Annotated in this window: 22 protein-coding genes; 13 read left to right on the top strand and 9 right to left on the bottom strand. The window is 60.8% G+C overall.

Going from position 1 to position 24,579, the window contains the following annotated elements:
- Positions 1-96 precede the first annotated feature (96 nt).
- The gene (locus PMA3_RS14140; RefSeq protein ID WP_064677733.1) at positions 97-1,107 is read left to right on the top strand and encodes a YeiH family protein; all 1,011 of its coding nucleotides are present in this window, start codon (positions 97-99) and stop codon (positions 1,105-1,107) included.
- A gap of 61 nt (positions 1,108-1,168) precedes the next feature.
- Here the strand turns inward: PMA3_RS14140 and PMA3_RS14135 are convergent, their stop codons facing one another.
- Positions 1,169-1,570 (bottom strand): carboxymuconolactone decarboxylase family protein, encoded by a 402-nt coding sequence (locus PMA3_RS14135; protein ID WP_064677732.1) that lies wholly within the window; start codon positions 1,568-1,570, stop codon positions 1,169-1,171.
- A gap of 122 nt (positions 1,571-1,692) precedes the next feature.
- Between PMA3_RS14135 and PMA3_RS14130 the strand changes: the two genes are divergently transcribed.
- Positions 1,693-2,727: an AraC family transcriptional regulator gene (locus tag PMA3_RS14130; RefSeq protein ID WP_064677731.1), complete on the top strand. Its 1,035-nt coding sequence runs from the start codon at positions 1,693-1,695 to the stop codon at positions 2,725-2,727.
- Here the strand turns inward: PMA3_RS14130 and ydiJ are convergent.
- Positions 2,724-5,801 (bottom strand): D-2-hydroxyglutarate dehydrogenase YdiJ, encoded by a 3,078-nt coding sequence (gene ydiJ, locus PMA3_RS14125; protein ID WP_064677730.1) that lies wholly within the window; start codon positions 5,799-5,801, stop codon positions 2,724-2,726. The two genes, PMA3_RS14130 and ydiJ, sit on opposite strands and share 4 nt — an antisense overlap.
- Before the next feature lie 158 nt (positions 5,802-5,959).
- Here ydiJ and PMA3_RS14120 point away from each other — a divergent pair, with 158 nt between their 5' ends.
- The 9 genes from PMA3_RS14120 (at position 5,960) to PMA3_RS14080 (ending at position 15,427) form a co-directional block, all read left to right on the top strand.
- The gene (locus PMA3_RS14120) at positions 5,960-6,868 is read left to right on the top strand and encodes a LysR substrate-binding domain-containing protein (protein WP_064677729.1); all 909 of its coding nucleotides are present in this window, start codon (positions 5,960-5,962) and stop codon (positions 6,866-6,868) included.
- A gap of 185 nt (positions 6,869-7,053) precedes the next feature.
- Positions 7,054-7,680 carry a hypothetical protein gene (locus tag PMA3_RS14115; protein ID WP_064677728.1) on the top strand — a complete coding sequence of 209 codons (627 nt, stop codon included), beginning with the start codon at positions 7,054-7,056 and terminating at the stop codon, positions 7,678-7,680.
- A 136-nt stretch (positions 7,681-7,816) separates the two neighbouring features.
- Positions 7,817-8,482: an MliC family protein gene (locus tag PMA3_RS14110; protein ID WP_064677727.1), complete on the top strand. Its 666-nt coding sequence runs from the start codon at positions 7,817-7,819 to the stop codon at positions 8,480-8,482.
- Positions 8,479-9,774 carry a peptidase MATCAP family protein gene (locus PMA3_RS14105; protein WP_064677726.1) on the top strand — a complete coding sequence of 432 codons (1,296 nt, stop codon included), beginning with the start codon at positions 8,479-8,481 and terminating at the stop codon, positions 9,772-9,774. Before PMA3_RS14110 ends, PMA3_RS14105 begins: the two co-directional genes overlap by 4 nt.
- Positions 9,775-10,235: 461 nt before the next feature.
- Entirely contained in the window at positions 10,236-11,663 is a 1,428-nt protein-coding gene (gene arcD, locus PMA3_RS14100) for an arginine-ornithine antiporter (protein ID WP_064677725.1), read from the top strand.
- Positions 11,664-11,687: 24 nt separating this feature from the next.
- The gene (gene arcA, locus PMA3_RS14095) at positions 11,688-12,944 is read left to right on the top strand and encodes an arginine deiminase (protein ID WP_064677724.1); all 1,257 of its coding nucleotides are present in this window, start codon (positions 11,688-11,690) and stop codon (positions 12,942-12,944) included.
- 11 nt (positions 12,945-12,955) lie between these two features.
- Positions 12,956-13,966, top strand: coding sequence for an ornithine carbamoyltransferase (locus PMA3_RS14090; RefSeq protein WP_064677723.1), 1,011 nt, complete (start codon positions 12,956-12,958; stop codon positions 13,964-13,966).
- A gap of 156 nt (positions 13,967-14,122) precedes the next feature.
- The gene (gene arcC / locus PMA3_RS14085; RefSeq protein WP_064677722.1) at positions 14,123-15,052 is read left to right on the top strand and encodes a carbamate kinase; all 930 of its coding nucleotides are present in this window, start codon (positions 14,123-14,125) and stop codon (positions 15,050-15,052) included.
- 12 nt (positions 15,053-15,064) lie between these two features.
- Positions 15,065-15,427, top strand: coding sequence for a DUF5064 family protein (locus PMA3_RS14080; protein WP_064677721.1), 363 nt, complete (start codon positions 15,065-15,067; stop codon positions 15,425-15,427).
- A gap of 54 nt (positions 15,428-15,481) precedes the next feature.
- Here PMA3_RS14080 and PMA3_RS14075 read toward each other — a convergent pair whose 3' ends face one another.
- The 5 genes from PMA3_RS14075 to PMA3_RS14055 form a co-directional block, all read right to left on the bottom strand.
- Complete coding sequence (locus tag PMA3_RS14075) at positions 15,482-17,275, bottom strand: SulP family inorganic anion transporter (protein WP_064677720.1); 1,794 nt, start codon at positions 17,273-17,275, stop codon at positions 15,482-15,484.
- A gap of 48 nt (positions 17,276-17,323) precedes the next feature.
- Complete coding sequence (gene ppk2 / locus PMA3_RS14070) at positions 17,324-18,145, bottom strand: polyphosphate kinase 2 (RefSeq protein ID WP_064677719.1); 822 nt, start codon at positions 18,143-18,145, stop codon at positions 17,324-17,326.
- Between the two features lie 212 nt (positions 18,146-18,357).
- Complete coding sequence (locus PMA3_RS14065; RefSeq protein WP_064677718.1) at positions 18,358-19,380, bottom strand: DUF2955 domain-containing protein; 1,023 nt, start codon at positions 19,378-19,380, stop codon at positions 18,358-18,360.
- On the bottom strand, positions 19,370-20,509 hold the full coding sequence (locus tag PMA3_RS14060) for an HlyD family secretion protein (protein ID WP_064677717.1): 1,140 nt from the start codon (positions 20,507-20,509) through the stop codon (positions 19,370-19,372). The genes PMA3_RS14065 and PMA3_RS14060 overlap by 11 nt, the downstream gene beginning before the upstream one ends.
- Positions 20,506-22,059: an efflux transporter outer membrane subunit gene (locus tag PMA3_RS14055; RefSeq protein ID WP_102136416.1), complete on the bottom strand. Its 1,554-nt coding sequence runs from the start codon at positions 22,057-22,059 to the stop codon at positions 20,506-20,508. Before PMA3_RS14055 ends, PMA3_RS14060 begins: the two co-directional genes overlap by 4 nt.
- Positions 22,060-22,176: 117 nt before the next feature.
- Here PMA3_RS14055 and PMA3_RS14050 point away from each other — a divergent pair, with 117 nt between their 5' ends.
- Together PMA3_RS14050 and PMA3_RS14045 are read left to right on the top strand one after the other, a co-directional pair.
- A complete protein-coding gene (locus PMA3_RS14050; protein WP_064677716.1) occupies positions 22,177-22,701 on the top strand; it encodes a transporter suffix domain-containing protein in 525 nt (174 codons plus the stop codon).
- Between the two features lie 93 nt (positions 22,702-22,794).
- Positions 22,795-23,259 carry a YMGG-like glycine zipper-containing protein gene (locus tag PMA3_RS14045; RefSeq protein ID WP_064677715.1) on the top strand — a complete coding sequence of 155 codons (465 nt, stop codon included), beginning with the start codon at positions 22,795-22,797 and terminating at the stop codon, positions 23,257-23,259.
- A gap of 302 nt (positions 23,260-23,561) precedes the next feature.
- Here the strand turns inward: PMA3_RS14045 and PMA3_RS14040 are convergent, their stop codons facing one another.
- Complete coding sequence (locus tag PMA3_RS14040; RefSeq protein ID WP_064677714.1) at positions 23,562-24,020, bottom strand: RES family NAD+ phosphorylase; 459 nt, start codon at positions 24,018-24,020, stop codon at positions 23,562-23,564.
- The gene (gene parS / locus PMA3_RS14035; RefSeq protein ID WP_064677713.1) at positions 24,020-24,496 is read right to left on the bottom strand and encodes a type II RES/Xre toxin-antitoxin system antitoxin; all 477 of its coding nucleotides are present in this window, start codon (positions 24,494-24,496) and stop codon (positions 24,020-24,022) included. The genes PMA3_RS14040 and parS overlap by 1 nt, the downstream gene beginning before the upstream one ends.
- Positions 24,497-24,579 lie beyond the last annotated feature (83 nt).

Raw genomic sequence — 24,579 nt, 5'->3', positions numbered from 1 at the left:
TTTTGCGCTGACCATCACACTAGAGTGAATCAACTGCCGCACTGGCATCTGCCCGTTCCTGCTTCCTGATGGCATCGCCTGCGAGGACTTCACTCCATGAGCTCGATCGCTCTCGTCAACATTCACACTCGCGCGCTCGAACTGGCGCCGGGTTTTTTCGTCAGCGTGATCGTTGCCACCGCGGCGACCTTCCTCTCTGAGCACTACGGTGCGCCGGTGATGCTGTTCGCCTTGCTGCTCGGTATTGCAATGAATTTTCTAGCCGCCGATGGCAAGTGCAAGGCCGGTATCGAGTTCACCGCGCGCGCTGTTTTGCGCCTTGGCATAGCCCTGCTGGGGATGCGGATCACCCTGGAGCAGATCGCCACGCTGGGCTGGAAGCCGGTCGCCCTGGTAGTGATCGTCGTGGTGGCGACCATTGCCGTGTCGGTGGTGGCGGCCAAGGTCCTGGGCTTCAAACGCATCTTCGGCATGCTCACGGGGGGTGCCACGGCTATCTGCGGCGCCTCGGCGGCACTGGCCCTGGCTGCCGCCCTGCCCAACCATCCGCAAAAGGAACGCGCGACCCTGTTCACTGTAATAGGCGTGTCGGCATTGTCCACCGTGGCGATGATCCTCTACCCGATGATCGCGAACTGGTTTGCCTTGTCACCGCAGGAGGCCGGAGTGTTCCTCGGCGCGACCATCCATGACGTCGCCCAGGTGGTTGGCGCCGGCTACAGCATGTCCACCGAAACCGGCGATACCGCCACCGTGGTCAAGCTGATGCGGGTGGCCATGCTCCTGCCCGTCATCCTCTGCGCCACGCTGATCACGCGCCTGCAGGGTGCGGACCCGACCGGCAAGCGCCCGCCGCTGCTACCGATGTTTGCCGTCGGCTTCCTGGTCCTGGCCTGTATCAACAGCACCGGCTGGATAGCGCCGGCAGTGCAGGGCTTCGTCAACGAGCTGTCGCGCTGGTGCCTGGTGATCTCCATCAGTGCCCTGGGTATGAAGACCCAGCTCAGGGAGCTCGCCACGATCGGCATCAAGCCCATCCTGTTGATGGTGGGCGAAACCGTGTTTCTCGTTGGCCTGGTGCTGCTGTTGCTGCATTGGGGATTCTAGAGCGCAGATCTGCGAAGGCCGATATGGCCTCCGCAACCAAATGAAGAGTGACGTGATGAATTCAATAAGTGCCTTGTACCGGACCGTCGCTGGCCAGCTTCTGCGCTTCTTCGATGAGTATCGGGGCGCCCAGTGCCATGCTGTGGATGCCCAGAATCGAAGTCAACTGCAACACCGCCAGTATTTCTTCGACGCTGACGCCAATTTCCAGTGCCTTGCGGATGTGGCGACGCACACCGGGGGCATACAGATGAGTGCAGGAGGCATCGACGGCGATGGCGATCAGTTCGAAGGTCTTGGGGTCAAGAATCCCCTTGCGTATCGGGTGAGTGGCCATGCCGAGAAACTTTTCCGTCCACTCGGCATCCAGTTCGGCCAACGAATCCCAGGCGGTATTCCAGCTGCCAGCTTCACGCATGGCATCACAGGTAGGGGTGTCAGCTTGAGTCTGGTCTTCATTCATCTGCAGTTCCTCGGGGGTCAGTGGTTGCTTTCAACTCTAAACCTGTCGACGCCGTCGGTATTGACTGTAGGGGGCACCGGCATGACATCTCGGGACACGTGCATAACAGGGGTAAATGCTCAATGAAAGGTCTGGTTCGCAGTGCCTGCCTCACCAACTACGCGGAAATCGCCCGCTCGTTGAACGTTGACCCCTTGCAGCAATTGCGTCTTGTCGGTCTTGATCCGCGCTGCTTGCTACAGCCGGACCTGAAGATTTCCGTTGAAGCAACTGCACGGTTGCTGGACACCTCGGCGCGTGTGGCCGGCGTGGAAGATTTCGGCTTGCGACTTGCTGAGACCCGCGATGCCTCCAATCTCGGCCCGCTGGCCTTGTTATGGCGCGAACCCACTCTGCGCGCGGCGTTGGTGGCGCTCCAGGAGTTTCTCTACCTGCACAACCAGGGTCTGGTACTGGATATCGAGGAGAGTGGTGGCGTGGTGGTGCTGCGGCTGGAGCTGGTAACCGTCTGCCAGTTGTCTGTGCGCCAGTCGGTGGAGTTGGCGGTAGCGGTTACCCACCGCCTGATCAAGTCCTTGCTGGGAAACCACTGGCATCCTTCAGTAGTCTGTTTTCGTCACTGCGCCGCGCGGGATGATAGCCGGCACCATCGTGTGTTCGGCACCCCGGTGCAATTCAACTGCCTGATGGATGGCATCATCTGCCGCAGCAGCGACCTCGACAGGACACTGCCCAGTGCCAACCCGGAAATGGCCCGCCACGTTAATCAGTACCTGAAAAGTATTCGCGAAGATTCCAGGACGGCCTTGCCGGGACAGGTGCATCAGATGATCTGGACCCTGTTGCCCACCGGACGCTGTTCGGTAGAGCAGGTGGCGGCCCACCTGGGACGTGACAGACGGACGCTGCATCGGCAATTGACCCGTGAAGGCGAAACCTTTTCTTCGCTGCTGGATCAGGTACGCACGGAACTGGCGACGCGGTACCTGGCCAATCCCCATCATCCCTTGGGCGAAATTGCCGGCGTGCTGGGCTTTTCCGAATTGAGCGCCTTCTCCCGCTGGTTCAGTCGGCTCTTCGCTTGCAGTCCATCGGCCTGGCGAACCCAGCCCTCGCCGATGGCCGCAGGAAAACAGCAGGCTCGGTTGTTCATTTAAAGGATGACGTCGAGGGGCGACTCGACTGTCGCCTCTTTCACCCGCGCCAGCAGCACCTGCAGCGGATGGAGCACCGTCACGCCCTCCTGGCGCTTGACCTGGCTGCGGCAGGAATAGCCATCGGCGACGACTCGCCCCGACTGGTTGAACTTGTGGATGAGCCGCTTCCAGGATTGCCCGTAGATGGTGTCCGACGTCCTGGCGTTTCGCGTCTCGTGCCCGTAGGTTCCCGACATCCCGCAGCAGCCGCTGGCTTGCACCTGGAGCGTCAGGCCCACCCGTTGGAAAATGTTCTGCCATTGGCCGATGCTGCCAGGCTCATTGGTTTTTTCCGTGCAGTGGGGCAAGAAGTGGTAAGGCTCGTCTTCCTTCACGGCTTCACTTTTGGGCAGCGCATCCATCAGCCACTCCTGCGCAAGCATCACCAGGGGCGCCTTGCCGGCTTGCAGCGTCTTGGGGTATTCCTGTCGATAGACTAGGGTCATCGCCGGGTCGAGCCCCACCAATGGAATCCGGTATTGCTGCAGGTTGAGCAACGACTGTCCATTGAAGCTGGCCGCCTTCTCGAATGCCTTGAGAAAGCCCTGCACCTGCAGCGGTTTGCCATTAGGCGCATAGGGGGCCAGGTAGACCTTGTAACCCAGCCTTGAGATCAGCTCCACCCAGTCAACGAGCAAGGGGGTTTCAAAAAAGCGGGTAAAGGCGTCCTGAACCAGAATGACGCTTTTCCCACGCTGCTCGTCCGCAAGCGCCGCGAGACGCTCCGGCGTTGCCACCTCGACGTTCCAGCGCCGACAGACAGCCGCGAAATCCACCAGGCTGAGCAACGGGCTGTCGACCATCCCGGCGGCTCGTTCGAGCGTCCAGCGCACCGGCCGAGCGCTCATCATGAAGTTGTAGAGTCGCGGCATCCTGGCGATGTAGGGCACCGTGTATTCCAACGAACCGATCAGGTAGTCCTTGAGCGGGCGCAAATACCGGCTGTGATAAAGCTCGAGAAAACGCGATCGAAACTCAGGCACATTGACTTTGACCGGGCATTGGCCGGCGCAGGATTTGCAGGCCAGGCAACCTGTCATGGCTTCGTAGACTTCGTGGGAAAAATCTTGCTGCCCCATCTTTTGTGCGAGGCTGTTGACGGCTCGGCGCGCAACGTTTTGCGACCCGGCAGACAATCGGACACGGTCGCTGGCCTCCAGCACATCAACGCCCTGCTCCCCCTGCATTCTCAGCCATTCCCGTATCAGCGACGCGCGACCTTTCGGAGAGTGGATACGATTGCGCGTGGCTTTCCAGGACGGGCACATGGCGTCATCGGGATCGAAGTTGTAGCAGGCGCCATTGCCATTGCAATGAACGGCAGTGTCGTAGCTTTGCCAGACACGCTCATCGATGGTCCGGTCCGAATCGCCGCGCAACGGCACTTCATCGACGCGTGTCAGTCGAGCGCCGGGGACGGTATCGGGCGTGGCGATCTTGCCTGGATTGAGTTGGTTGTGCGGATCGAAGGCTGCCTTGAGCGCTTGCAGGGCCGGGTACAACTCACCGAAGTAATCCGGCACGTACTGCGATCTCAAGCCCTTGCCATGCTCGCCCCACAACAAGCCCCCGTGTTTTTGCGTCAAGGCCGCGACGGCATCGGAAATCGGCCGGATCAGGGCCGCCTGCACAGGATCCTTCATGTCGAGGATCGGGCGCACATGCAGCACACCGGCGTCGACGTGGCCAAACATGCCGTACTGCAAGTCATGGCTATCCAGAAGCGCTCGAAACTCCTGGATGAAATCAGCCAGGTTTTCCGGCGGAACAGCGGTGTCTTCGACAAATGGCTGCGGCCGGGCCTCGCCTTTGACGTTGCCCAACAACCCGACTGCGCGCTTGCGCATCGCATAGACACGCTTGAGCGCATCCGCGCCGATCGCCAGCGTGTGGCCCAACCGCACCACCGACGTATCGCGCTGCAGGTGCAGGACGAAATCATGAACCTGCTGCTGAACAGCCTCTTCGTCGTCGCCACTGAACTCGATCAGGTTGATCCCGAGTGTCGGCCTGTCAGGGTCTTCAGGGAAATACTCGGCGACGCCGTGCCAGACGATATCCTGCATCGCCAGCAGCAGCACTTTGGAGTCGACGGTCTCGATCGACAGCGGTTTCATTGCCATCAAGGCCTTTGCATCACGCAATGCGTCCATGAATCCGGCATAACGCACGTTGACCAGGATGGAGTACCCGGGGATAGGCAGGACGTTCAGTTTTGCTTCGACGATGAACCCAAGCGAGCCTTCAGAACCGCACAGCACGCTGTTGAGGTTGAAGCGTCCATCCGCTTCACGCAGATGGGCCAGGTCATAACCGGTCAGGCAGCGATTGAGTTGGGGAAAGGTGGCCTTGATCAGATCGGCGTGGGTGTCGGCAATATCCACTGCGCACTGGTAGACCTCACCCACCCGATCCTTGCGGCTGGTCAGCGCGGACAAATGCTCGGTGCCGACAGACGAACTGGTGAGACGCTGACCGCCAAGCAATACCGTCGAAAGCTCGAGCACGTGATCGCGCGTCTTGCCATACGTACAGCTGCCCTGACCACTGGCATCGGTGTTGATCATGCCGCCGATGGTGGCGCGATTCGACGTCGAGAGCTCGGGTGCAAAGAACAGACCGTAGGGTTTGAGTGCCGCGTTCAGCTGGTCCTTGACCACGCCGCTCTGCACCCGGACCCAAAGCTGCTCGACGTTGATTTCCAGGATGCTGTTCAGGTGCCGGGACAGGTCGACGAGCAGACCATCGGTGAGCGATTGCCCATTGGTGCCCGTACCTCCACCTCGTGGCGTGAGCACTACCGCACTGTGCGCGGGTTCTGCGGCCAGCCGTGACAGGATCGCCACGTCCCGTTCATCACGGGGAAACACCGCTGCCTGGGGCAGGCGCTGATAAATCGAGTTGTCGGTGGCCAATACCGTGCGGTCGCCATGGTTGCGGGCAATCTCTCCTTGAAATCCCGCCACCTGGAGCGCGTCGAGAAAAGCGTCATAGGCGGTTTTGTGGGTATCGGGAGGCAACAGCCGGGCAATCATGATGGAATTCCTACAGGCTAAAAAGCTAATCTATGCATTCACGTTTCGTATGCTCGGTACACGGCGCACCGAGCAGCTGCATGGGGTTTTGTTGATTTTTGCGCCTATGCTCCCTTGAAACAAACGTAATTCCTGCTGGTTTTGCATGAGCTTTATGAATGAACCCTAGAAGACTGACCCCCTCGATGTCGCTGCTGGTGGCCTTTGAGGCGGCCGCGCGCCATTGCAGCTTCACCAAGGCCGCGGAAGAACTGGCACTGACCCAGAGCGCGGTCAGCCGCCAGGTACAAGCCCTGGAAGCACAACTTGAAATCGAACTGTTCAGGCGTGAGGGCCGAAAGATTGAGTTGACGGCGGCCGGCGCGGTGTACCAGCACGAATTGGCGGCGGCTTTGGGGCGCATTCGAAGTGCAACCCTGCAGACCATTTCGTACAAGAACGACGGTGGCCCATTGAACCTGGCGGTATTGCCGACCCTGGGCTCCAAATGGCTGCTGCCTCGGATGCATGAGTTTTATGCCAAGCACCCGCAAATATTGGTTCACATACATTCGAGAATCATTCGGGAGGACGTTCAATCGGCCACCCACGACATGACTGCAATCATCTGCGCGGGCTCCGGAGCGTGGCCGGGCTACATTTCGCACAAGTTGCTCACGGAAAGACTGGTGGTGGTTGCCAGTCCGGCAGCACTGCCCGATTACCCTGGCCTGTCACCGGCGGACGTTGCCGAACATGCATTGCTGAACGTCGTTTCAAGACCGAGCGCCTGGTCCGACTGGTTTGACCAGCACAACGTCGACCACGCCAACCTGCGGGCGGGCCCGAGCTTCGAGCTCACGGCACACCTGATTCAAGCGGTGACCGCGGGGATCGGGCTTGGCCTGGTTCCGGAAATTCTTGTCCAGGATGAACTGAAGAATGGAGACCTCGTCGCATTGTTTGAACCGATGGAAAGCGGCCGTGACTATTACCTTGTCTACGCCAATCGCTACCAGAACCTGCCGTCATTGAAGGCCTTCAGTGCCTGGCTACTGTCGCTACCCTTCCAGACTGAAAAGAACTGAGAATTGCTTCGTTTGCGTAGATTCTGAACTAATGTGTCACGCCGCTCCCGAAAGCTGTTTTAACGACTAACATCCCCCTCGTACACAAAATGCCAGCACGGTTCCGATAACGCGCGTTGCGCACCAGGGACCGACCGGCGACCCAACGATCATTTCAAATCCAAGAGATCTGTAGGAGCTGTGATATGAACAAGCTGGGAGCGATCTTTCTTTTACTCGTGGCAGGTACTGCCCATGCGGCTGAACGTCTGACAACCGTTCAGGTGTCGGGACTTTCCGTTCCCGGAACCCAGGCGCTGGGGAAAGCGCAGGGATTTACGGAGTGCGTCGATTTCTATAACTACCTGTCGTGTACGCACAACAAGCCAATGGAAGTTTATGGCGCAACGGCCAGTAGCGCGGAAATCACCCTGGACGTCACCGACAACTTTTCCAGCGTGGCGGATCCTATGGGGGGGGCCAAGATCTCGAGCGTCCCACGGGACAAACTGACTTACCGATCCATTCGCCTGGAATTTCAACCCGAAGAACGTGAGGCATTGGAAAAGGCCTTGCGCGCTGATGGATGGTTCGCAGTAGGCAACGCAAAACGCCTTGAGTTTTACAAACAGGGCGTACCTGCAACGTTCCGGGTCAACAATGCCTATATCACGTTGAGCCCTGTCGATATCGACGAGGTCAGCAAACGGGTGTCCAGACTTGACGCCTCCAACCACCCAAGTGCCAGCTCGAACCAACACGATCCGGCGCGGGCGATGCTGCGTGACTCAGAGCCGCAGGGCGCCGGCTCGGTTCGCCCGACTCGATTTTAATCGGCGGCACTATCGGCAAATGCTTTAGACACAAAGAGTGCGTTAATAAAAAACTCGACTTACACTGCAAAACACCTGAGGGATCGATGGGTCCACGGCAATCCGGGCATCACGTCATGATCTGGGTAAAGCCTCTATGAAAACGGTCACGGCCTTTTTCACCTGTTTGCTCGCTGCCGGCGTGAGCCTGGCAGCGAGCAACTGTGCACAAGCCGCGCCCCCTTCACCCACGTTCGAGACCAGCTTCGACTGCGCCCAGGCCAGGGCGGCCGCCGAAAAACTGGTTTGTCGCGATCCGCAGCTGGCCCGGATGGATGTCGAACTGATGCGACTGTATCGCCTGGCCCTCACCGATCAACGCTCGGTACCGCCTCCGGACAGCGTCATGATCGACCAGCAGTTCTGGATCGAAACCCGCAATCAATGTGCGTCCGGACCAGAGCTCAAGGCCTGCACGATCCGCAGTTATGCCGAGCGCGCGCACCAGCTGCGTCAAGGCTCGGCCATTGTCAGAACCAAGGATCCGGACAGACTCACCGAAGGCCCCCTGGTGTTTCGTTGCCCGGGGTTGAACGCACCGATTGCCGCCACCTTCTTTACCACGCAGCCGGGTCTGGTGTACCTGAAATGGGCGAACACCTCGATCACCCTGAGCCAGGTGCCGAACGATTCGGGAACCCGATACACGGGCAAGGATTCCCTGGGGAACTACAGCTTCTGGCACGACGGCGATGCGGCCCTGTTCCAGAAGCCAGGCTCAGGGGAGATGAGTTGTTCGGCCGAGCCAGGGAAATTACCGTGAGCATCGCGCCCCTGTCCGAACTCGATGCCGCCCTGCCCGGTCTGGTCCGCAAGATCCGCGTGCTGGATGCCCTGGCCTGGCCCGACGGGGTCGAGGAAGTATTTCTGCAACGCTGGCGCGCCGGGCAGGCAGAGCTGCCCAGGGTCGAGCTACGCCCGCGCGACCACAGTGCCGACATCGCGGCCCTGCAAGACTTTAGCGGCCGTTGTGACGAGGGGCATCCGGCGGGGCACTACCTGGCGATGACGGCGCGTAGCTATGCCACGGCCGGACGCATGCTGGGGGCCATTGGCACACCCGACTTTACCCGGTATTCGTCAGCGCTGTACCGGCGCCCGGATTTCTACTACCCACGCCTGAACTTGAGCATGCTGGACGCGGCCCGGTTCTTCCTCAGTACCACGGATGCCCTGCTGGGCGGTGCGCGGATTCCAGTGAGCAAGGCCGACATCCCGGCCGACGCGTTCGCTGCCTGGATGCAGCCGGAGCTGGATCGTTTCTTCGGCCCGGGCCGGATCACGGTGGTGCTCGATCCGACCCTGGCCGCCAAGGCCATCGCCGGGGCGAGCCGCATCCGCCTGCGTGCCAGCGCCCTGTTCTCGGAACTGGACAAGAACCAGCTGTTGCAGCATGAGGCCTTTGTGCATGTCGCCACGGCGCAAAACGGTGCGCTCCAGCCCAACCTGAAAAGCCTGGGCCTGGGGGCGCCACGCACGACCCAGACCCAGGAAGGCATCGCCACGCTGGCGGAGCTGTTCACCGGCAGCATGGACATCAACCGCCTGCGCCGCCTCGCCCTGCGCGTGCTCGCAGTCCAGCAGGCGCTGGAAGGTGCCGACTTCATTCAGGTATTCGAAGGTTTTGTCGCTGCCGGTCAGTCCCAGGAGGAGTCCTTTCGTTCGAGCCAACGGGTATTCCGCGGTGCCGACCTGCACGGGGGGGCGGCCTTCACCAAGGATGCCGCCTACCTCACCGGTTTGCTCGGGGTCCATACCCTGCTGCGCATTGCGATCCGCGACAACCGGCCGGACCTGGTGGGTCATCTGTTCGCCGGACGCCTCAGCCTGGGTGACACCGTGCGCCTGGCCCCGCTCTTCGAGTCCGGCTGGCTCAAGGGGCCGGTCCACGTTCCGGATTGGGCCGCGGATCTGAGTCGGCTCGCCGCCAACCTGGCGTTCTCCGCCTTTATCGCCCGGATCAAGCTGGATGTGCTCGACCTGGAGGTGCTCATGGCGTTTGCAGACGAGCATGAAGCCGACGCCAGTGCCTCCATTCCGGGCGCGTTCTCATAACGACAGCAACCCACTGTACAAGCCATAAGCCGCGAGTACATTCAAGCGCAGCTTTTGCTTCGGCTGTGATATTGAGCCCTCACTTGTCGCAAGAACTGAAATAGTTGACCTTGACCAATGAAAACAGGGTAATAGCGGTTGCCGACTATCACCCACACGGACTTTCTTATAGCCGATAGCAATTAAATTGCCGGCAAAAAATAGCGAATCAGCTAATTATTGTTGACACTTTAATTGGTTGATTCACATCAACGATTGAAAGCTTAAAGTTTGCCAAAATACGGAAATCAACTAGTGTCAATCCGGTAACTTTTGACCGCTTTCGCGTCATTACGGCCATTTAAGAAACCAAGGGCCCCTACGTTTTAACGGCACAGAAGCCTTACATGCATTGATTCAAGGAAATATTGCATAGCTAACGAAAATAAACGTCGTTTCTTTCCCTGCAATGGAGTCGTGCAATGTCTGAATCCCCCGGAAAACTGAAGCTCGGCGCTCTGGTTGCCTTGGTCGTCGGCTCAATGATTGGCGGCGGGATTTTTTCCTTGCCGCAAAACATGGCCGCCAGTGCCGACGTCGGCGCCGTACTGATCGGCTGGGCCATCACCGCTGTCGGCATGCTGACCCTGGCCTTCGTGTTCCAGACCCTGGCCAATCGCAAGCCGGATCTGGATGGCGGTGTCTACGCCTACGCCAAGGCCGGTTTCGGCGACTACATGGGGTTCTCGTCCGCCTGGGGTTACTGGATCAGCGCCTGGCTGGGCAACGTCGGTTATTTCGTGCTGCTGTTCAGCACCCTCGGTTACTTTTTCCCGATCTTCGGCGAAGGCAACACGGTGGCGGCAATCATCGGTGCATCGGTGCTGCTCTGGGGCGTGCACTTCCTGGTGCTGCGGGGGATCAAGGAAGCGGCATTCATCAACCTGGTGACCACGGTCGCCAAGGTCGTGCCGTTGCTGCTGTTTGTGTTGATCGCGATTTTCGCCTTCAAACTGGATATCTTCACCGCCGACATCTGGGGCCTGAAAAACCCGGACCTGGGCAGCGTCATGAACCAGGTGCGCAACATGATGCTGGTCACCGTCTGGGTGTTCATCGGCATCGAAGGCGCGAGCATCTTTTCAGCCCGGGCGGAAAAACGCAGCGACGTGGGTAAAGCCACGGTGATCGGTTTCATCACGGTGCTGCTGTTCCTGGTGCTGGTGAACGTGCTGTCGCTGGGGATCATGACCCAGCCGGAACTGGCCAAGCTGCAGAACCCGTCGATGGCCGCCGTGCTGGAACATGTGGTCGGCGAATGGGGCGCGGTGCTGATCAGTGTCGGCCTGATCATCTCGCTCCTGGGCGCATTGCTGTCGTGGGTGCTGCTGTGTGCGGAGATCATGTTCGCCGCCGCCAAGGATCACACCATGCCGGCCTTCCTGCGCAAGGAAAATGCCAACCAGGTGCCGGTCAATGCGTTGTGGCTGACCAACGCCATGGTGCAGCTGTTCCTGATCATCACGCTGTTCTCGGCCAGTACCTACCTGTCGCTGATCTACCTCGCCACCTCGATGATCCTGGTGCCGTACCTGTGGTCGGCGGCTTATGCCCTGCTGCTGGCGGTACGCGGCGAAAGCTACGAAAACGCCCTGGCCGAGCGCAGGAAAGACCTGTTCATCGGTGGCCTGGCGGTGATTTACGCGATCTGGCTGATCTACGCCGGCGGCGTCAAATACCTGCTGCTCTCCGCCCTGCTCTACGCCCCCGGTGTGATTCTGTTTGCAAAAGCTAAACTTGAAGTCGACAAACCGGTTTTCACCAACGTCGAGAAGCTGATTTTCGCCGCAGTTGTCGTGGGCGCGATGGTGGCGGCCTATGGGCTGTATGACGGCTTCCTGACCCTGTAGCACCTCATCTGGAGGATTACTGTAATGACCACCGAAAAAGTTAAGTACGGCGTCCATTCCGAAGCCGGAAAACTGCGTAAAGTCATGGTTTGTTCCCCAGGCCTGGCCCACCAGCGGCTGACCCCGAATAACTGTGACGAGCTCCTTTTCGATGATGTGCTGTGGGTGGCCCAGGCCAAGCGCGACCATTTCGACTTCGTCACCAAAATGCGCGAACGCAACGTCGATGTGCTGGAAATGCATAACCTGCTGACCGACATCGTCGCCATCCCCGAAGCACTGGACTGGATTCTGGAACGCAAGATCACCGCCAACTCGGTCGGGTTGGGGCTGATCAACGAAACCGGTTCCTGGCTGCGCAGCCTGGAGCCGCGCAAGATCGCCGAGTTCCTGATCGGCGGTGTTTCTGCCGACGACCTGCCGGACAGCTTCGGCGGCAAGACCATCGAGATGTTTCGCGATTTCCTCGGTCACTCCAGCTTTATCCTGCCGCCGCTGCCCAACACCCAGTTCACCCGCGACACCACCTGCTGGATCTACGGCGGCGTGACGCTCAACCCCATGTACTGGCCGGCACGGCGTCAGGAAACCCTGCTGACCACCGCCATCTACAAATTCCACCCGCAATTCACCAACGCCGACTTCGAGATCTGGTACGGCGATCCGGACCAGGAACACGGCAGCGCCACCCTCGAAGGCGGTGACGTGATGCCGATCGGCAACGGTGTGGTCCTGATCGGCATGGGTGAACGCTCCTCGCGCCAGGCCATCGGCCAACTGGCGGTCAGTCTGTTCAAGCACAAGGCGGTCGAGAAAGTGATTGTTGCCGGCCTGCCCAAATCCCGTGCGGCGATGCACCTGGACACGGTGTTCAGTTTCTGCGACCGGGATGTGGTGACCATCTTCCCGGAAGTGGTGAAGCAAATCGTGGCGTTCACCCTGCGCCCTGACGAAAGCAGGCCGGGCGGCATCGACATTCGCCGTGAAGAAACCAGTTTCCTCGACACCGTGGCCCAGGCCCTCAACCTCAAGGCGTTGCGCGTGGTGGAAACGGGCGGCAACAGCTTCGCCGCCGAACGCGAGCAATGGGACGACGGCAACAACGTGGTGGCCGTGGAGCCGGGGGTGGTGATCGGCTACGACCGCAACACCTACACCAACACCCTGCTGCGCAAGGCCGGTGTGGAAGTCATCACCATCAGCGCCGGCGAACTCGGTCGCGGCCGTGGCGGCGGCCACTGCATGACCTGCCCGATCATTCGCGACCCTATCGACTATTAAGGAGACCCGTCATGGCTTTCAATATGCGCAACCGCAGTCTGCTGTCGCTGATGCACCACACCACGCGCGAACTCAACTATTTGCTGGACCTGTCCCGTGACCTCAAGCGCGCCAAGTACACCGGCACCGAGCGTCCGCACCTGCAAGGCAAGAACATCGCGTTGATTTTCGAAAAAACCTCGACCCGCACCCGTTGCGCCTTCGAAGTCGCGGCCCATGACCAGGGCGCCCACGTCACCTACATCGACCCGGTGTCGTCGCAGATCGGTCACAAGGAAAGCATGAAAGACACCGCCCGCGTGCTGGGGCGGATGTTCGACGCCATCGAATACCGCGGCTTCGAACAGGAAATCGTCGAAGAACTGGCCGAGTTCGCCGGTGTTCCGGTGTTCAACGGCCTGACCGCCGAATTCCACCCCACGCAAATGATCGCCGACACCCTGACCATGCGCGAACACAGCGACAAGCCGCTGCACGAGATCAGCTACGCCTACCTTGGCGACGCCCGCTATAACATGGGCAACTCGCTGCTGATGATCGGCGCCAAACTGGGCATGGACGTGCGCATCGCCGCGCCCAAGGCGCTGTGGCCGCATCAGGATTTCATCGATCAATGCAAGGCGTTTGCCGAAGACAGCGGCGCACGCATCACCATCACTGAAGATCCGAAGGCCGCAGTCAAGGGCGTCGACTTCATTCACACCGACATCTGGGTATCGATGGGTGAACCGGTGGAAGCCTGGGACGAGCGCATCGAGCAACTGCTGCCGTACCAGGTCAATGCGCAGATGATGAAAGCCTCGGGCAACCCGCGCGTGAAATTCATGCACTGTCTGCCAGCCTTCCACAACAGCGAAACCAAGGTCGGCAAGGACATCGCCGCGCGCTATCCACACCTGGCCAATGGCGTCGAAGTGACGGAAGAGGTCTTCGAATCGCCGGCCAACATTGCCTTCGAGCAAGCGGAGAACCGCATGCACACGATCAAGGCGATCCTGGTGGCGGCGTTGGCGGATATCTGAAGACCGATGCGGTCGGCTCTTTGTGGGAGCGGGCATGCTCGCGAAGACGGATTAACAGGCAACATCATCTTTGCCTGATACACCGCCTTCGCGAGCAAGCCCCCTCCCACAGGGAACTGTGTCGCCCGTTACTCCTCTGTTTAGAAGGACTGCATCATGCGTATCGTCGTTGCCCTGGGCGGTAACGCCCTGCTCCGCCGTGGTGAACCCATGACCTCGGACAACCAACGCGCCAACATCCGGATCGCCACTGAACAGATCGCCAAGATCCACGCGGGCAATCAACTGGTGATCGCCCACGGCAACGGTCCCCAGGTTGGCCTGTTGTCGTTGCAAGCGGCCGCCTACACCTCGGTTTCGCCTTATCCGCTGGACGTGCTCGGTGCCGAAACCGAAGGCATGATCGGCTACATCATTGAACAGGAACTGGGCAACCTGCTGGACTTCGAAGTGCCCTTCGCCACCCTGCTCACCCAGGTCGAAGTCGATGCCAATGACCCGGCGTTCCAGAACCCGACCAAGCCCATCGGTCCGGTCTACACCCAGGCCGAAGCGGAAAAGCTCGCCGCCGAGAAAGGCTGGGCAATCGCACCGGATGGCGACAAGTTCCGCCGGGTAGTCGCCAGCCCCCGCCCCAAACGCATCTTCGAAATCCGTCCGATCAAGTGGCTGCTGGAAAAAGACAGCATCGTGATTTGCGCCGGTGGTGGCGGCATCCCCACGATGTACGGCGCCAGCGGCAAACTGCAGGGCGTGGAAGCGGTGATCGACAAGGACCTGTGCTCGGCGCTGCTGGCCGAACAACTGGAAAGCGATCTGTTGGTGATTGCCACCGACGTCAATGCCGCCTACATCGATTTCGGCAAACCGACCCAGAAAGCCATCGCCCAGGCCCACCCCGACGAAATGGAAAAACTCGGCTTCGCGGCGGGGTCCATGGGGCCGAAGGTTCAGGCAGCCTGCGAATTCGCCCGCCACACTGGAAAAGTCGCGGTGATCGGTTCACTCTCGGACATCGAAGCTATCGTTCAAGGCACGGCCGGTACCCGGATCAGCACCGAGAAAGCCGGCATTACTTATTTGTGAGGAGAGACGGCAATGGCAACGTTCGAACCCGGACATCTGCATATCGAGCGCCATGCGCTGAACAAGGACGACGTCAGCTACGACCTGTGTTTCGACTATGAAGTCGCGCAGGATCCCAAGGAAGGCAAAGGCATGCAGTTCAAGTTGCATGGTTCGATCCTGGGCAAGGACATGAGCGAAACGTTCTTCCTGCCCAAGGACCAGGCCTATAACTTCGCCAGCAATTTCACGAAAATTGTTGAGAAGTACGGTATTCCCAAGGTGCATAGCCAAATCGGTTCAACTCACAAATTCTACGACAAGATATTCGAAGACATGAGGGAGAAACTGGATATGAAATCGGGGGATCCGGTGAAGCCGGAACATCTGGAGTAATCACGTTTCCCTTGAAAGCGCAGCCTCCGGGAGCAGGCGCGCTTTCACGGGAAATCAACGCTGATGATGGTCCAGGGAAGCTGGCGGATCCTGCGGATGGATCGCGAGGTAGCTGTCGACTGCATCATCCATGGTTGGAAAAAATGCCGCTTCACCCAGCCGGGCGAATAGCCCGAATCGCTTGAGCTTGTCCTTGACCGGATCCTTCATTTCGGCAATGCACAACTTGATGCCCGCCCCGTGCAAGGTCTCGTCCAGTTCCGCCAGCATGTCCGCAGAGGTAACGTCCACGCTGGTCACCGGTTCTGCCGCAACGACCAGCCAGCGCACCGGCGTGGGCGACGTCGCCACGGCGTCCAGGACCCGGTCATGGAACAGCTCGGCGTTGGCGAAGAACAGCGGCGCATCCCAACGGAACAGGACCAGACCGGGTATGAGGCGCGCCTCGGGGTAGCGCTTGATGTCGTGGTAGCCCTTGACGGTATCGGTGCTGCCCAGCACCGCCGAATAAGGCCGCCAGCCATCCCACAGAAACTCGATGACGGCGATGACGATGGCCAGGCCGATGCCTTCGATCGCGCCAAACACGGCCACGCCCACGGTACAGACGATCGACAGCCAGAACTCCCAGCGCTGGATGCGATAGATTCGTCGCAGGTCGCTCACCTCGATCAGGCCGATGGCGGATGCAATCACCACTGCCGCCAATGCGCTATTGGGTAAATCCTGCAACAGGTTCGGCGCCACCACCAGCAGCAAGGCCACGGCAAGCGCGCCGACGACGCCGGTCAGCTGGGTTTTAGCGCCTGCGGCCTCGGCCACGGGCGTGCGGGATGAACTGCTGCTGATCGCAAACCCCTGGAACAAACCGGCGGCCAGGTTGGCGACGCCCAGCCCCACCATTTCCTGGTTCGGGTCCACGTAGGTACGGGTGCGCGCCGCGTAGACACGTGAGAGCACACTGGTGTCGGCGAAGGAAACCAGAGCGACGGCACAACCGCCGATCAGGACGGGGACGATATCGGCGGTGGTGATCCAGGGAATGGCGAAGGCCGGCAGGCCTTGGGGCAGCGAGCCCAGGACCTTAACCCCGCCCCGCGCTGCAAGATCCAGTACAGCCACGGCAACCGTTGCGGCGACCACGGCGATCAGAATGCCCGGCACGCGCTTGTAGCCCTTGAGCGACAGGATTATTGCCAGGGTGGCTGCGCCAACCATGAACGTGGTCCAGTTGGTTTTCCCATCCATCACCGCCGTAGCGATTGCCCAGATGTTTCTCAGTGGGCCGTCGGACTCAATCGAAAAACCAAAAAACTTGGGCAGTTGACTGATCAATACCGTCAGCGCGATACCGTTCATGTAGCCGTAGCGGATCGGCTTGGACAGCAGCTCGGTGACGAACCCCAGGCGCGCGATGCCCGCCAGGACGCACACCGCCCCCGATACGATGGCCATCATGCCCGCCAGGGCAATGGCCCGTTGCGGATCGCCACCGGACAGTGGCAGGACGACGGCGAGGATCACGGCCGCCAGCGACGAGTCCGGCCCCAGCACCAGAATCCGGCTCGGTCCGAACAACGCATAAGCCAGCAACGGGATGATGGTCGCGTAGAGACCATAAATGCCAGGCACGCCGGAAGCCACCGCGTAGGCGATACCGACGGGCACCAGCATCGTGGTCAGCACCAGTCCGGCCACGATGTCGTGCCGCAACCAGGCTATTTTGTAGCCGCGCAGGGTTTGCAGTCCCGGCAGCCAGCGACTCCAGCCGGGCTGATCTTCGCTCGAACCGCGGCGCGTAATCCGCCCCGGTTCCGGGACGGGGGGCGAACTATCCGATTGGCTCATAACAGCGCGACCCTCGGGTGTGCTAAGCAGACAGGCCTGGACGAACCGTCAGAATTTTTCGGGAATTCGTCGTAGCGGATAATCCGGCTCGCGATAACCACCGGGTTTCTGCCGCTTGGGCAATATCACCTTCTCGCGCGCGACTTCCTCGTAGGGAATGCGGCTGAGCAAGTCGCTGATGATGTTGAGGCGTGCCCGGCGTTTATCGTTCGAGTTGGCCACCAGCCAGGGCGCATGTTCAGTATCGGTGGTCATGAACATGTCGTCGCGCGCCCGCGAGTAGTCATACCAGCGGCTGTACGACTTGAGATCCATCGGGGTCAGCTTCCAGATTTTGCGGCCGTCGTTGATCCGCGCTTCAAGCCGGCGGGTCTGCTCCTGCGGGCTGACTTCCAGCCAGTACTTGAGCAGGATGACGCCCGAATCGACGATGGCCCGCTCCACGTTGGGTGCCGTTTTCAGGAACCCGGCCACCTGCTCCTTGGTGCAGAACCCCATCACCCGCTCGACGCCCGCGCGGTTGTACCAGCTACGGTCGAAGATCACCACTTCGCCCGCCGCGGGCAGGTGCGGCAGGTAACGCTGGACATACATCTGGCTTTTCTCGCGATCGGTCGGTGCCGGTAGCGCCACCACGCGAAAGACTCGCGGGCTGACCCTTTCGGTCAGCGCCTTGATCGTCCCGCCCTTGCCGGCGCCATCGCGCCCCTCGAAGATGATGCAGATCTTGGCGCCCTTGGCCTTTACCCATTCCTGCAATTTGACCAGTTCGACGTGCAGGCCGCGCAACTGTTCAAGATAATCCTTGTTCTTCAGTTTCGAGCTTTCAGCGGGCTTGCTCTTAGGGGCTTTCTTCTTGTCCTTTGCCATTGAAAAGACCTCATTGTAGGAGCGAGCTTGCTCGCGATGGTCGTTAACGATAACGCGTGTTTATTGGCGGAACGCGGCGCTCTTGAGCCCATCGTCGGAACGCCGCCCGGAGCAAGCTCGCTCCTACAGGGTGGGCAGCCCTACAGCTCTCCATGACCAACGGGGTGAGTCTAGTCGATGATTTCACGCTCAACATCGGGTTGACGCAGGTGCTACCCGGCGATCAATCCGCCACGACGCTGACTGAGCAGATTGACCATCAGGCAGGCATACAGCGTCACCACGATGAACAACCCCATGCGCACTGCGAAGGCGGTATAGACGTCCTTGCCCGCCGCGCTGTCCTGCACCGACTGCCCCAACAAAATAATCATCGTGATCAGGCTGTTGAGCCAGAATCCCGGGCTGAAGCGGGTCGGGCTCAGGGCATACAACTTGCGCGCCAGCACCAGGCCGAACAGCAGCATCCACAAAAAGAACATCCACAGGTGCACGAACAGGCTGAGGGCGCACCACAACAGGATGGCCAGCAGGCCGCCGAACAAGGTCGAGCCGACCAATTCTCGCCCCGCGTTGCGGGCGGTCGCGGTCGAGCTCTGCTGACCCAGGCTGACCGCCTTGAGAATGATCGGCATGTAACTGGCCGGATCGATCAGCGCCAACAGGAAGGTCGGCAGCACGATCAGGGTGGTGCGCAGCGCCACCCGGCCCACCTCGTCGGCGGGCATGACCGGTGGGGCCGGGGGTGACGGGGCGTTGGCCGGCTCGGGAAACAGCCAGTGACTCAACGCCAGCACTCCCACCGCGAGCACCAACCCCTTGACCAGCGCACCGATGACCAAGGCTCCCAGCTCGAAATCGGCGACGCCGGCCGACGAGATCATGGTCAGGCCGATCACCAGAAAGGTCATGATCAGGTTGTTACCGCCACGCAGGCCATAGCGGAAGGCCAGGAACAGACACACCCCGACCAACAGCACGCCGCTGACCGGGTAATAGCGCAGGATCGGGATCAACAACAGCCCGATCGCGGTGGTTAACAAGGCGGCCAGGGCCAGCACCACGCCGGCCTTGAACGGCAGCGGCCGAACGAGGGTAGCCAGTAGCAGAACGGCCAGCACCGGGGCGAAAAAGGGAATCGGCAACCCCAGGCCGAAGCTGGCGGCGAGGCTCAGCGCCGTGCCCGTGGCCAGGCGCAGTGCCCGCTGCGCCCGGGGCGAGCGCTCAGTAGACATACGATAGCCAACTCATCAGGCCGACAAACAAGCGGCCCAGGGGATTGAGCGGATTGCCCTCGGTGGGGAACGCCATGACTTCCGCCTGCCCACCGGCACGGATGGCACCGCTGTCGCGCAGCCGGGCCCACGACTCTTGGGAAAACTCGATGATCACCGGAAAACGTTGCGCCGGGCGCAGCCAGTCACGGCTGTTCTGCACGCTGGGCAACGTGCCGGGCGCGGGGGGCTGGCCGACGCTGACGCCATAGCCGACACTGCGCACGCGCCCCTCGAAAATCTCGCCCGGCAACGCGTCCAGCACAATCGCCACCGGCGTCTCGAGCCTGACCAGGCCGAGGTTGTTCTCGGTCATGTCCGCGCTGATCCACACATCATGGATGGCGATCAGGGTCATCACCGGGCTGCCAGCCCCGGCAAACTGCCCGACATCGGTGCGCAGGTCCGTGACCAGGCCGGACGAGCGGGCGCGGATCTGCGTGTTGGTCAGGTCCAGTTCGGCTTTTTCCAGCGCTGTCGCGGCGCTGCGCAAGATGGCGTTGTCTTCGTCGCTGCCGCCCTCCTGTTCACGCGCGCGCTGCACTTCGGCACGGGCGGCGGCGACCTGGCTGACCGCCTGCTCGCGGGTGGAGCGCGACACTTCCAGCAGGCGCACGGAAATGGTCCCGGGGTCTTCGCGGTACAAGCCTTCCAGGCGCTGATTGTCCTGGCGCGCCTTCAGTTCATTGGCCTGGGCGGCGCGCAGGTTGGCTTGCGCCGCCGCAATACCGGCGGTGCTGGCGCCGATCTGCCGGCGGGTGGACTCAAGGTCAGCGCGCGCACGGTCGACGGCGATCCGGTACGGCTGCGGGTCGACCTCGAACAGCAGTTCGCCGGCCTTGACGTCCTGGTTGTTGCGCACGTTGACCCGGGTCACCCGCCCCGCCACCTCCGAAGCCACCGGTATCACAAAAGCCCCCACCCGGGCTTGCTGCGTATAGGGCGTGTATCGGTCGGCCAACAGGTACCAGGCCAGGCTCAGGAGGATCACCAGCAGCACCCACTTGATGCCTTTTTTCGTCGGGTCGGCGGCGGGTGCCGGTGCCGGGCTGACTGGTTTCTCGGACGCGGGCTTGGGCGCTTCACTCATGGTTCTTGTTCCTGGTAAGACATCGGAAAGGCTGGCGCCGGGGTGGCAGACTCCTCCAGCACATCGCCCCAGTCGGTGCGTTGTTCCATCTGTTGGCGAGTGGCCGGATCGACTTTAGGGAGCGGGCTGTACCAGCCACCGCCCAGGGCCTTGTACAGGGCAATCGCATTGCTCACCGCGTTGCTGCGGGCCACCAGGTAATTGTCCTGTTGCTCGAGCAAGGCCCGCTGCGCATCCAGCACCCGCTGAAAGTCCGAGTAGCCTTCCCGATACTGCGCGTTCGCCAGCACCAGCGAACGCTTGGCGGCCGTTTCGGCTTCACCGAGAATCCGCTCGCGCTCCAGGGATTTGATCAGGCCATAGGCGGCATCGTCCGCCTCCCGTGCGGCCTGGCGGACCTTGTCGCGGTAGGCCTCGATCAGCTGCTGCAACCGCGCGTCCTGCACCCGCACGTTGTTGCTGATCTGGCCATGATCGAACAGGTTCCAGCGCAGGCTGGGGCCACCGATCAAATCCAGGTTGCGCGAGGTGCCACTGAGGGTGTCGGCCGACCAGACAATGCTGCCGAGCAATGTCAGCGATGGATAGAAGTCGGTGACGGCCACGCCGACCAGCGCGGACTGGGCGGCGACATTCAGCTCGGCGGCGCGCACATCGGGCCGGCGCAGCAACAGGTTGGCCGGCACGTCCTGCAACACCGCGCGATCGACCAGCGGAATCAGTCCTTGATACTCCATCAGCTGCGGCAGTGCGCCCGGCGGTTGCCCTATCAGCACGGCCAAGGCATTACGAGTGCGCTGCAACTGATCTTCGAACTCGGGAATGGTGCTCAAGGTGCCCAGGTATTGGGTCTTGGCTTGTTGCAGGTCGAGTTCGGCTTGCTGGCCACTGTTGAACAGCTTTTCGGTGATCTCGAAGTTGCGCTTTTGCTGTTCGGCGTTTTCCCGGGCAACGTGCAGACGGGCTTGGGTGGTGCGCAGCAAAAAATAAGTCTCGGCCACTTGCGCGCGCAGCAGCACCAGCACGTCTTCATAGTTGGCCTGGGCGGCGAAATAGCTGGCATCGGACGACTCGATGGCGCGACTGAAGCGGCCCCAGAAATCCAGCTCCCAGCCAATGTCGAATGCGGCGCTGTGTTGCCAGAAATGGCTGTCCTGGGGATTGTTGCCGCCGGATTGCCGACGGTTGAAGTACAGGCTGTCAACGCTGGCCTGCTGCAGTTGCGGGTAGCGCCCGCTTTGGGCGATACCCAGCTGGGCGCGGGCCTCCATTACCCGCAGACCGGCGATTTTCAGGTCGGCATTGTGCGCGTCGGATTCGGCAATCAGCCGATCCAGGACCGGATCGGCGAACACCTGCCACCACTGCCGCAGGTCCGGGTTCAGGCTGCGTTGACTGGCTTGCTCGAGGGCCGGGCTATCCCACTGCTTAATCCATGCCTCGCCAGGCGCCTGGAAATCCGGCCCGAGCCGTACACAGCCGCCAAGACCCAGCGCACCAAGCAGCAGGAGCCGGCCTGGCCGACACAGCAAGGCTCTACGTGACTGCATTTACGCTGTTCCCGACCGACGAAGTTCACTGGAGCATAGACGCCCAAACGGGCAAACGGCTGCTAAGCTTTTTTAACATCCCCAAATCTGCAGCGACCGGTTGAAGGTACGACACTTATGAATACGACCCAGGCTCCTGTTGAACCTCATTCAGCCGGCTGGCGCTTCAAGTTGGGAATCATCATTCTCTGTGTGATGTTGGGCTCCTGGCTGTTGGTGCCCCTAGCCGCGATATTCGGTGTGGCGGGTTCGAGGATCGCCGCGCTGACCGGTGTGCTGTTCATCAGTAACAAGGTCCTGCTGATCATCGTCATAGCAGTGATGGGCAAAGCCGGGTTTCAACAGTTGAAGCGCACCGTGTTTGGTTATGTGTCCTCGATCACACCCAGCATGGATGCCGAAGTGGGTCCGTGGCGGCATCGAGTCGGCATCGTCATGTTCTTCGTGCCGCTGGTCTCGGCCTTTCTGGAACCCTACGTCGACACTATCTGGCCGGGCCTCAGGCCCAACCTCTGGCAGTTGCAGGCACTGGGCGACTTGATGCTGATCGCAAGCTTCTTCGTGCTGGGAGGGAATTTCTGGGAGAAAGTGCGTGCGCTGTTCATTCGAAAAGCGCGGGTCGCCAATGCAGAAGCCATCTGACGTGGGAAATCTGATGAGGGGGTGCGAATCAGGTTGCGGCATGTCCTTCCAGGGGCCGCAATGCCAAAGCACTTTGTCAGCAGTGGAGTCCTTATGAACAAGTCCATCTTACCTTGCGTCGCGACGGTTTTTTCCATGGTCTGCCTGTGCGCGACGGCCGAGACCGTGACGCCGCTCAAAGGGCAGTCCCCGGAAATCATCCAGCAGGACATAGGCGCCTGCCAGGCTCAGGCCGGCGGTACCGCCAGCACCAGCACCAGCCCTCAAACAGGTGGACGGGCCCGTGGTGCCGCGACCGGCGCAGTCGCGGGCGCGGCGGTGGCCGGGGCGCGCGGTCGTCAGCATGACGAGTTTTACGATCAGGTCGATGACGATGTCAAACAGGAATATCGGCAGAACAAGGCCAAGGATGCGGCGGTGGCCGGCGCGGTTGTCGGCGGTTCCCGGCAACGTCAGGATCGTCGTCAGGATCGCCGGAGCACCGAGCAGAACACGGCCGCCGCTTCTTCCGCCTATGCCAGTTGCATGCAGCAGCGTGGTTATCAGGTGGTCCCCTAAGCACACTATTTGTGAATATCCGCGATCCTGTGGGAGCGAGCTTGCTCCGGGCGGCGCTCCGACGAAGGCGGACTGACATCCGGCATCGTAGTCGACTGACACCCGCCTTCGCTGCGATGCGGCGATCCGACAAGCCAGCTCCCACAGGGTTTTGCGCCGGGTATCATATTCGTGCATGGCCGCGATCCCTGTGGGAGCGCGCTTGCTCCGGGCGGCGCTCCGACGAAGGCGGATTGACATCCGGCATCGTAGTTGACTGACACACTGCCTTCACTGCGGTGCGACGACTCGACAATCGGCGCCTACGCGAACATGCGAGGGTCGTACATGAAATCGTACACCTCGACCACTTTGATCTCGTTCACCGCCGGGTGATTGGGGTTGATCACCACATTGCGTTCCAGAACCAGCACGGCAGATGGAATGATCAACCCCAGGTGCGAGTTCGTCCTCAGCCAGGCGGTACCGAAATCCATGCTTGGGCGGTCGGCGGGAAGGCTCGCCCAACCCTCCGGCAACGTCGTCGGATCCGGCTGCAAAAACAGCGCGGGATCGTCGGGCAGTTCGAAGCAGGTGATCTTCATCGGGAATGTCGGTTCGCCCCCGGCGTGGACGAAGGTTTCCAGACAGCAGATGGCCGGCGTCAGCCCCATGTAGACGGCGGGTACATCCTGATCATTCCAGCGCCCGCCCTCGATAGCGGCCCCCATACCCGACAGATCGGTCGCACGTTTCGCCTTTGCGATGCGCCAGGCCCGCATCAGGCGGCGCCGCCCCACTCCAGGGCATGAAGCACACGCCGAACCTGCCTGGCGCCGATCTCGGTTTCGCAGAGCATAATGGGGGCGATTCCACCGAGGGCTTTGTTCGGCGTCGACATCCAGTGCGCAGCGTTGGCTTTGTCCTCGAACACCTCTTCGGCCAGATGAGAGACCGTGGCAATGCGATCAATACGCTCGGAAGCGACAGAATCCAGGTTTTTCTGCTCACGCCGACGCCTTTCGAGCGTAGAGATCGAGGCATTGAGCAGCGTTTCCACACTGCGTTCCTGCAGGTCGAAGGTCTGGCGCAGAGCCTGGACCAGAGACGCTGGAAAACCCACCTTGATCTGCTGCAAGCGCTCCGAGTCCTTGAGCAGTTCTCGATTGAAACTGAAACGCCAAAACGCAGCGATCCCGATTTCACTGGATTCATCCTTCTTTGCAGCCGGACGCCGAGTAGCGGTCGAAGCGTTCATGAGCACTCCATTCAAATGAATTATTTTTTCAGTCAAATGAAGTATAGGCTGTCTCGATGCTCGACGATACTGCCACTCGGCAG

The organism is Pseudomonas silesiensis (genome assembly GCF_001661075.1).
In the GTDB taxonomy this organism is placed as follows: Bacteria; Pseudomonadota; Gammaproteobacteria; order Pseudomonadales; family Pseudomonadaceae; genus Aquipseudomonas; species Aquipseudomonas silesiensis.
This window is presented reverse-complemented; position numbering and strand designations above follow the sequence as displayed.

Coding starts and splice junctions, on each gene's coding strand:
- PMA3_RS14065 (WP_064677718.1), bottom strand. CDS start 19,380: ATGTCTACTGAGCGCTCGCCCCGGGCGCAGCGGGCACTGCGCCTGGCC.
- PMA3_RS14140 (WP_064677733.1), top strand. CDS start 97: ATGAGCTCGATCGCTCTCGTCAACATTCACACTCGCGCGCTCGAACTG.
- PMA3_RS14055 (WP_102136416.1), bottom strand. CDS start 22,059: ATGCAGTCACGTAGAGCCTTGCTGTGTCGGCCAGGCCGGCTCCTGCTG.
- PMA3_RS14090 (WP_064677723.1), top strand. CDS start 12,956: ATGGCTTTCAATATGCGCAACCGCAGTCTGCTGTCGCTGATGCACCAC.
- PMA3_RS14110 (WP_064677727.1), top strand. CDS start 7,817: ATGAAAACGGTCACGGCCTTTTTCACCTGTTTGCTCGCTGCCGGCGTG.
- PMA3_RS14040 (WP_064677714.1), bottom strand. CDS start 24,020: ATGCGGGCCTGGCGCATCGCAAAGGCGAAACGTGCGACCGATCTGTCG.
- PMA3_RS14045 (WP_064677715.1), top strand. CDS start 22,795: ATGAACAAGTCCATCTTACCTTGCGTCGCGACGGTTTTTTCCATGGTC.
- ppk2 (WP_064677719.1), bottom strand. CDS start 18,145: ATGGCAAAGGACAAGAAGAAAGCCCCTAAGAGCAAGCCCGCTGAAAGC.
- PMA3_RS14130 (WP_064677731.1), top strand. CDS start 1,693: ATGAAAGGTCTGGTTCGCAGTGCCTGCCTCACCAACTACGCGGAAATC.
- arcA (WP_064677724.1), top strand. CDS start 11,688: ATGACCACCGAAAAAGTTAAGTACGGCGTCCATTCCGAAGCCGGAAAA.
- parS (WP_064677713.1), bottom strand. CDS start 24,496: ATGAACGCTTCGACCGCTACTCGGCGTCCGGCTGCAAAGAAGGATGAA.
- PMA3_RS14120 (WP_064677729.1), top strand. CDS start 5,960: ATGAACCCTAGAAGACTGACCCCCTCGATGTCGCTGCTGGTGGCCTTT.
- PMA3_RS14135 (WP_064677732.1), bottom strand. CDS start 1,570: ATGAATGAAGACCAGACTCAAGCTGACACCCCTACCTGTGATGCCATG.
- arcD (WP_064677725.1), top strand. CDS start 10,236: ATGTCTGAATCCCCCGGAAAACTGAAGCTCGGCGCTCTGGTTGCCTTG.
- PMA3_RS14115 (WP_064677728.1), top strand. CDS start 7,054: ATGAACAAGCTGGGAGCGATCTTTCTTTTACTCGTGGCAGGTACTGCC.
- arcC (WP_064677722.1), top strand. CDS start 14,123: ATGCGTATCGTCGTTGCCCTGGGCGGTAACGCCCTGCTCCGCCGTGGT.
- PMA3_RS14050 (WP_064677716.1), top strand. CDS start 22,177: ATGAATACGACCCAGGCTCCTGTTGAACCTCATTCAGCCGGCTGGCGC.
- PMA3_RS14080 (WP_064677721.1), top strand. CDS start 15,065: ATGGCAACGTTCGAACCCGGACATCTGCATATCGAGCGCCATGCGCTG.
- PMA3_RS14060 (WP_064677717.1), bottom strand. CDS start 20,509: ATGAGTGAAGCGCCCAAGCCCGCGTCCGAGAAACCAGTCAGCCCGGCA.
- PMA3_RS14075 (WP_064677720.1), bottom strand. CDS start 17,275: ATGAGCCAATCGGATAGTTCGCCCCCCGTCCCGGAACCGGGGCGGATT.
- ydiJ (WP_064677730.1), bottom strand. CDS start 5,801: ATGATTGCCCGGCTGTTGCCTCCCGATACCCACAAAACCGCCTATGAC.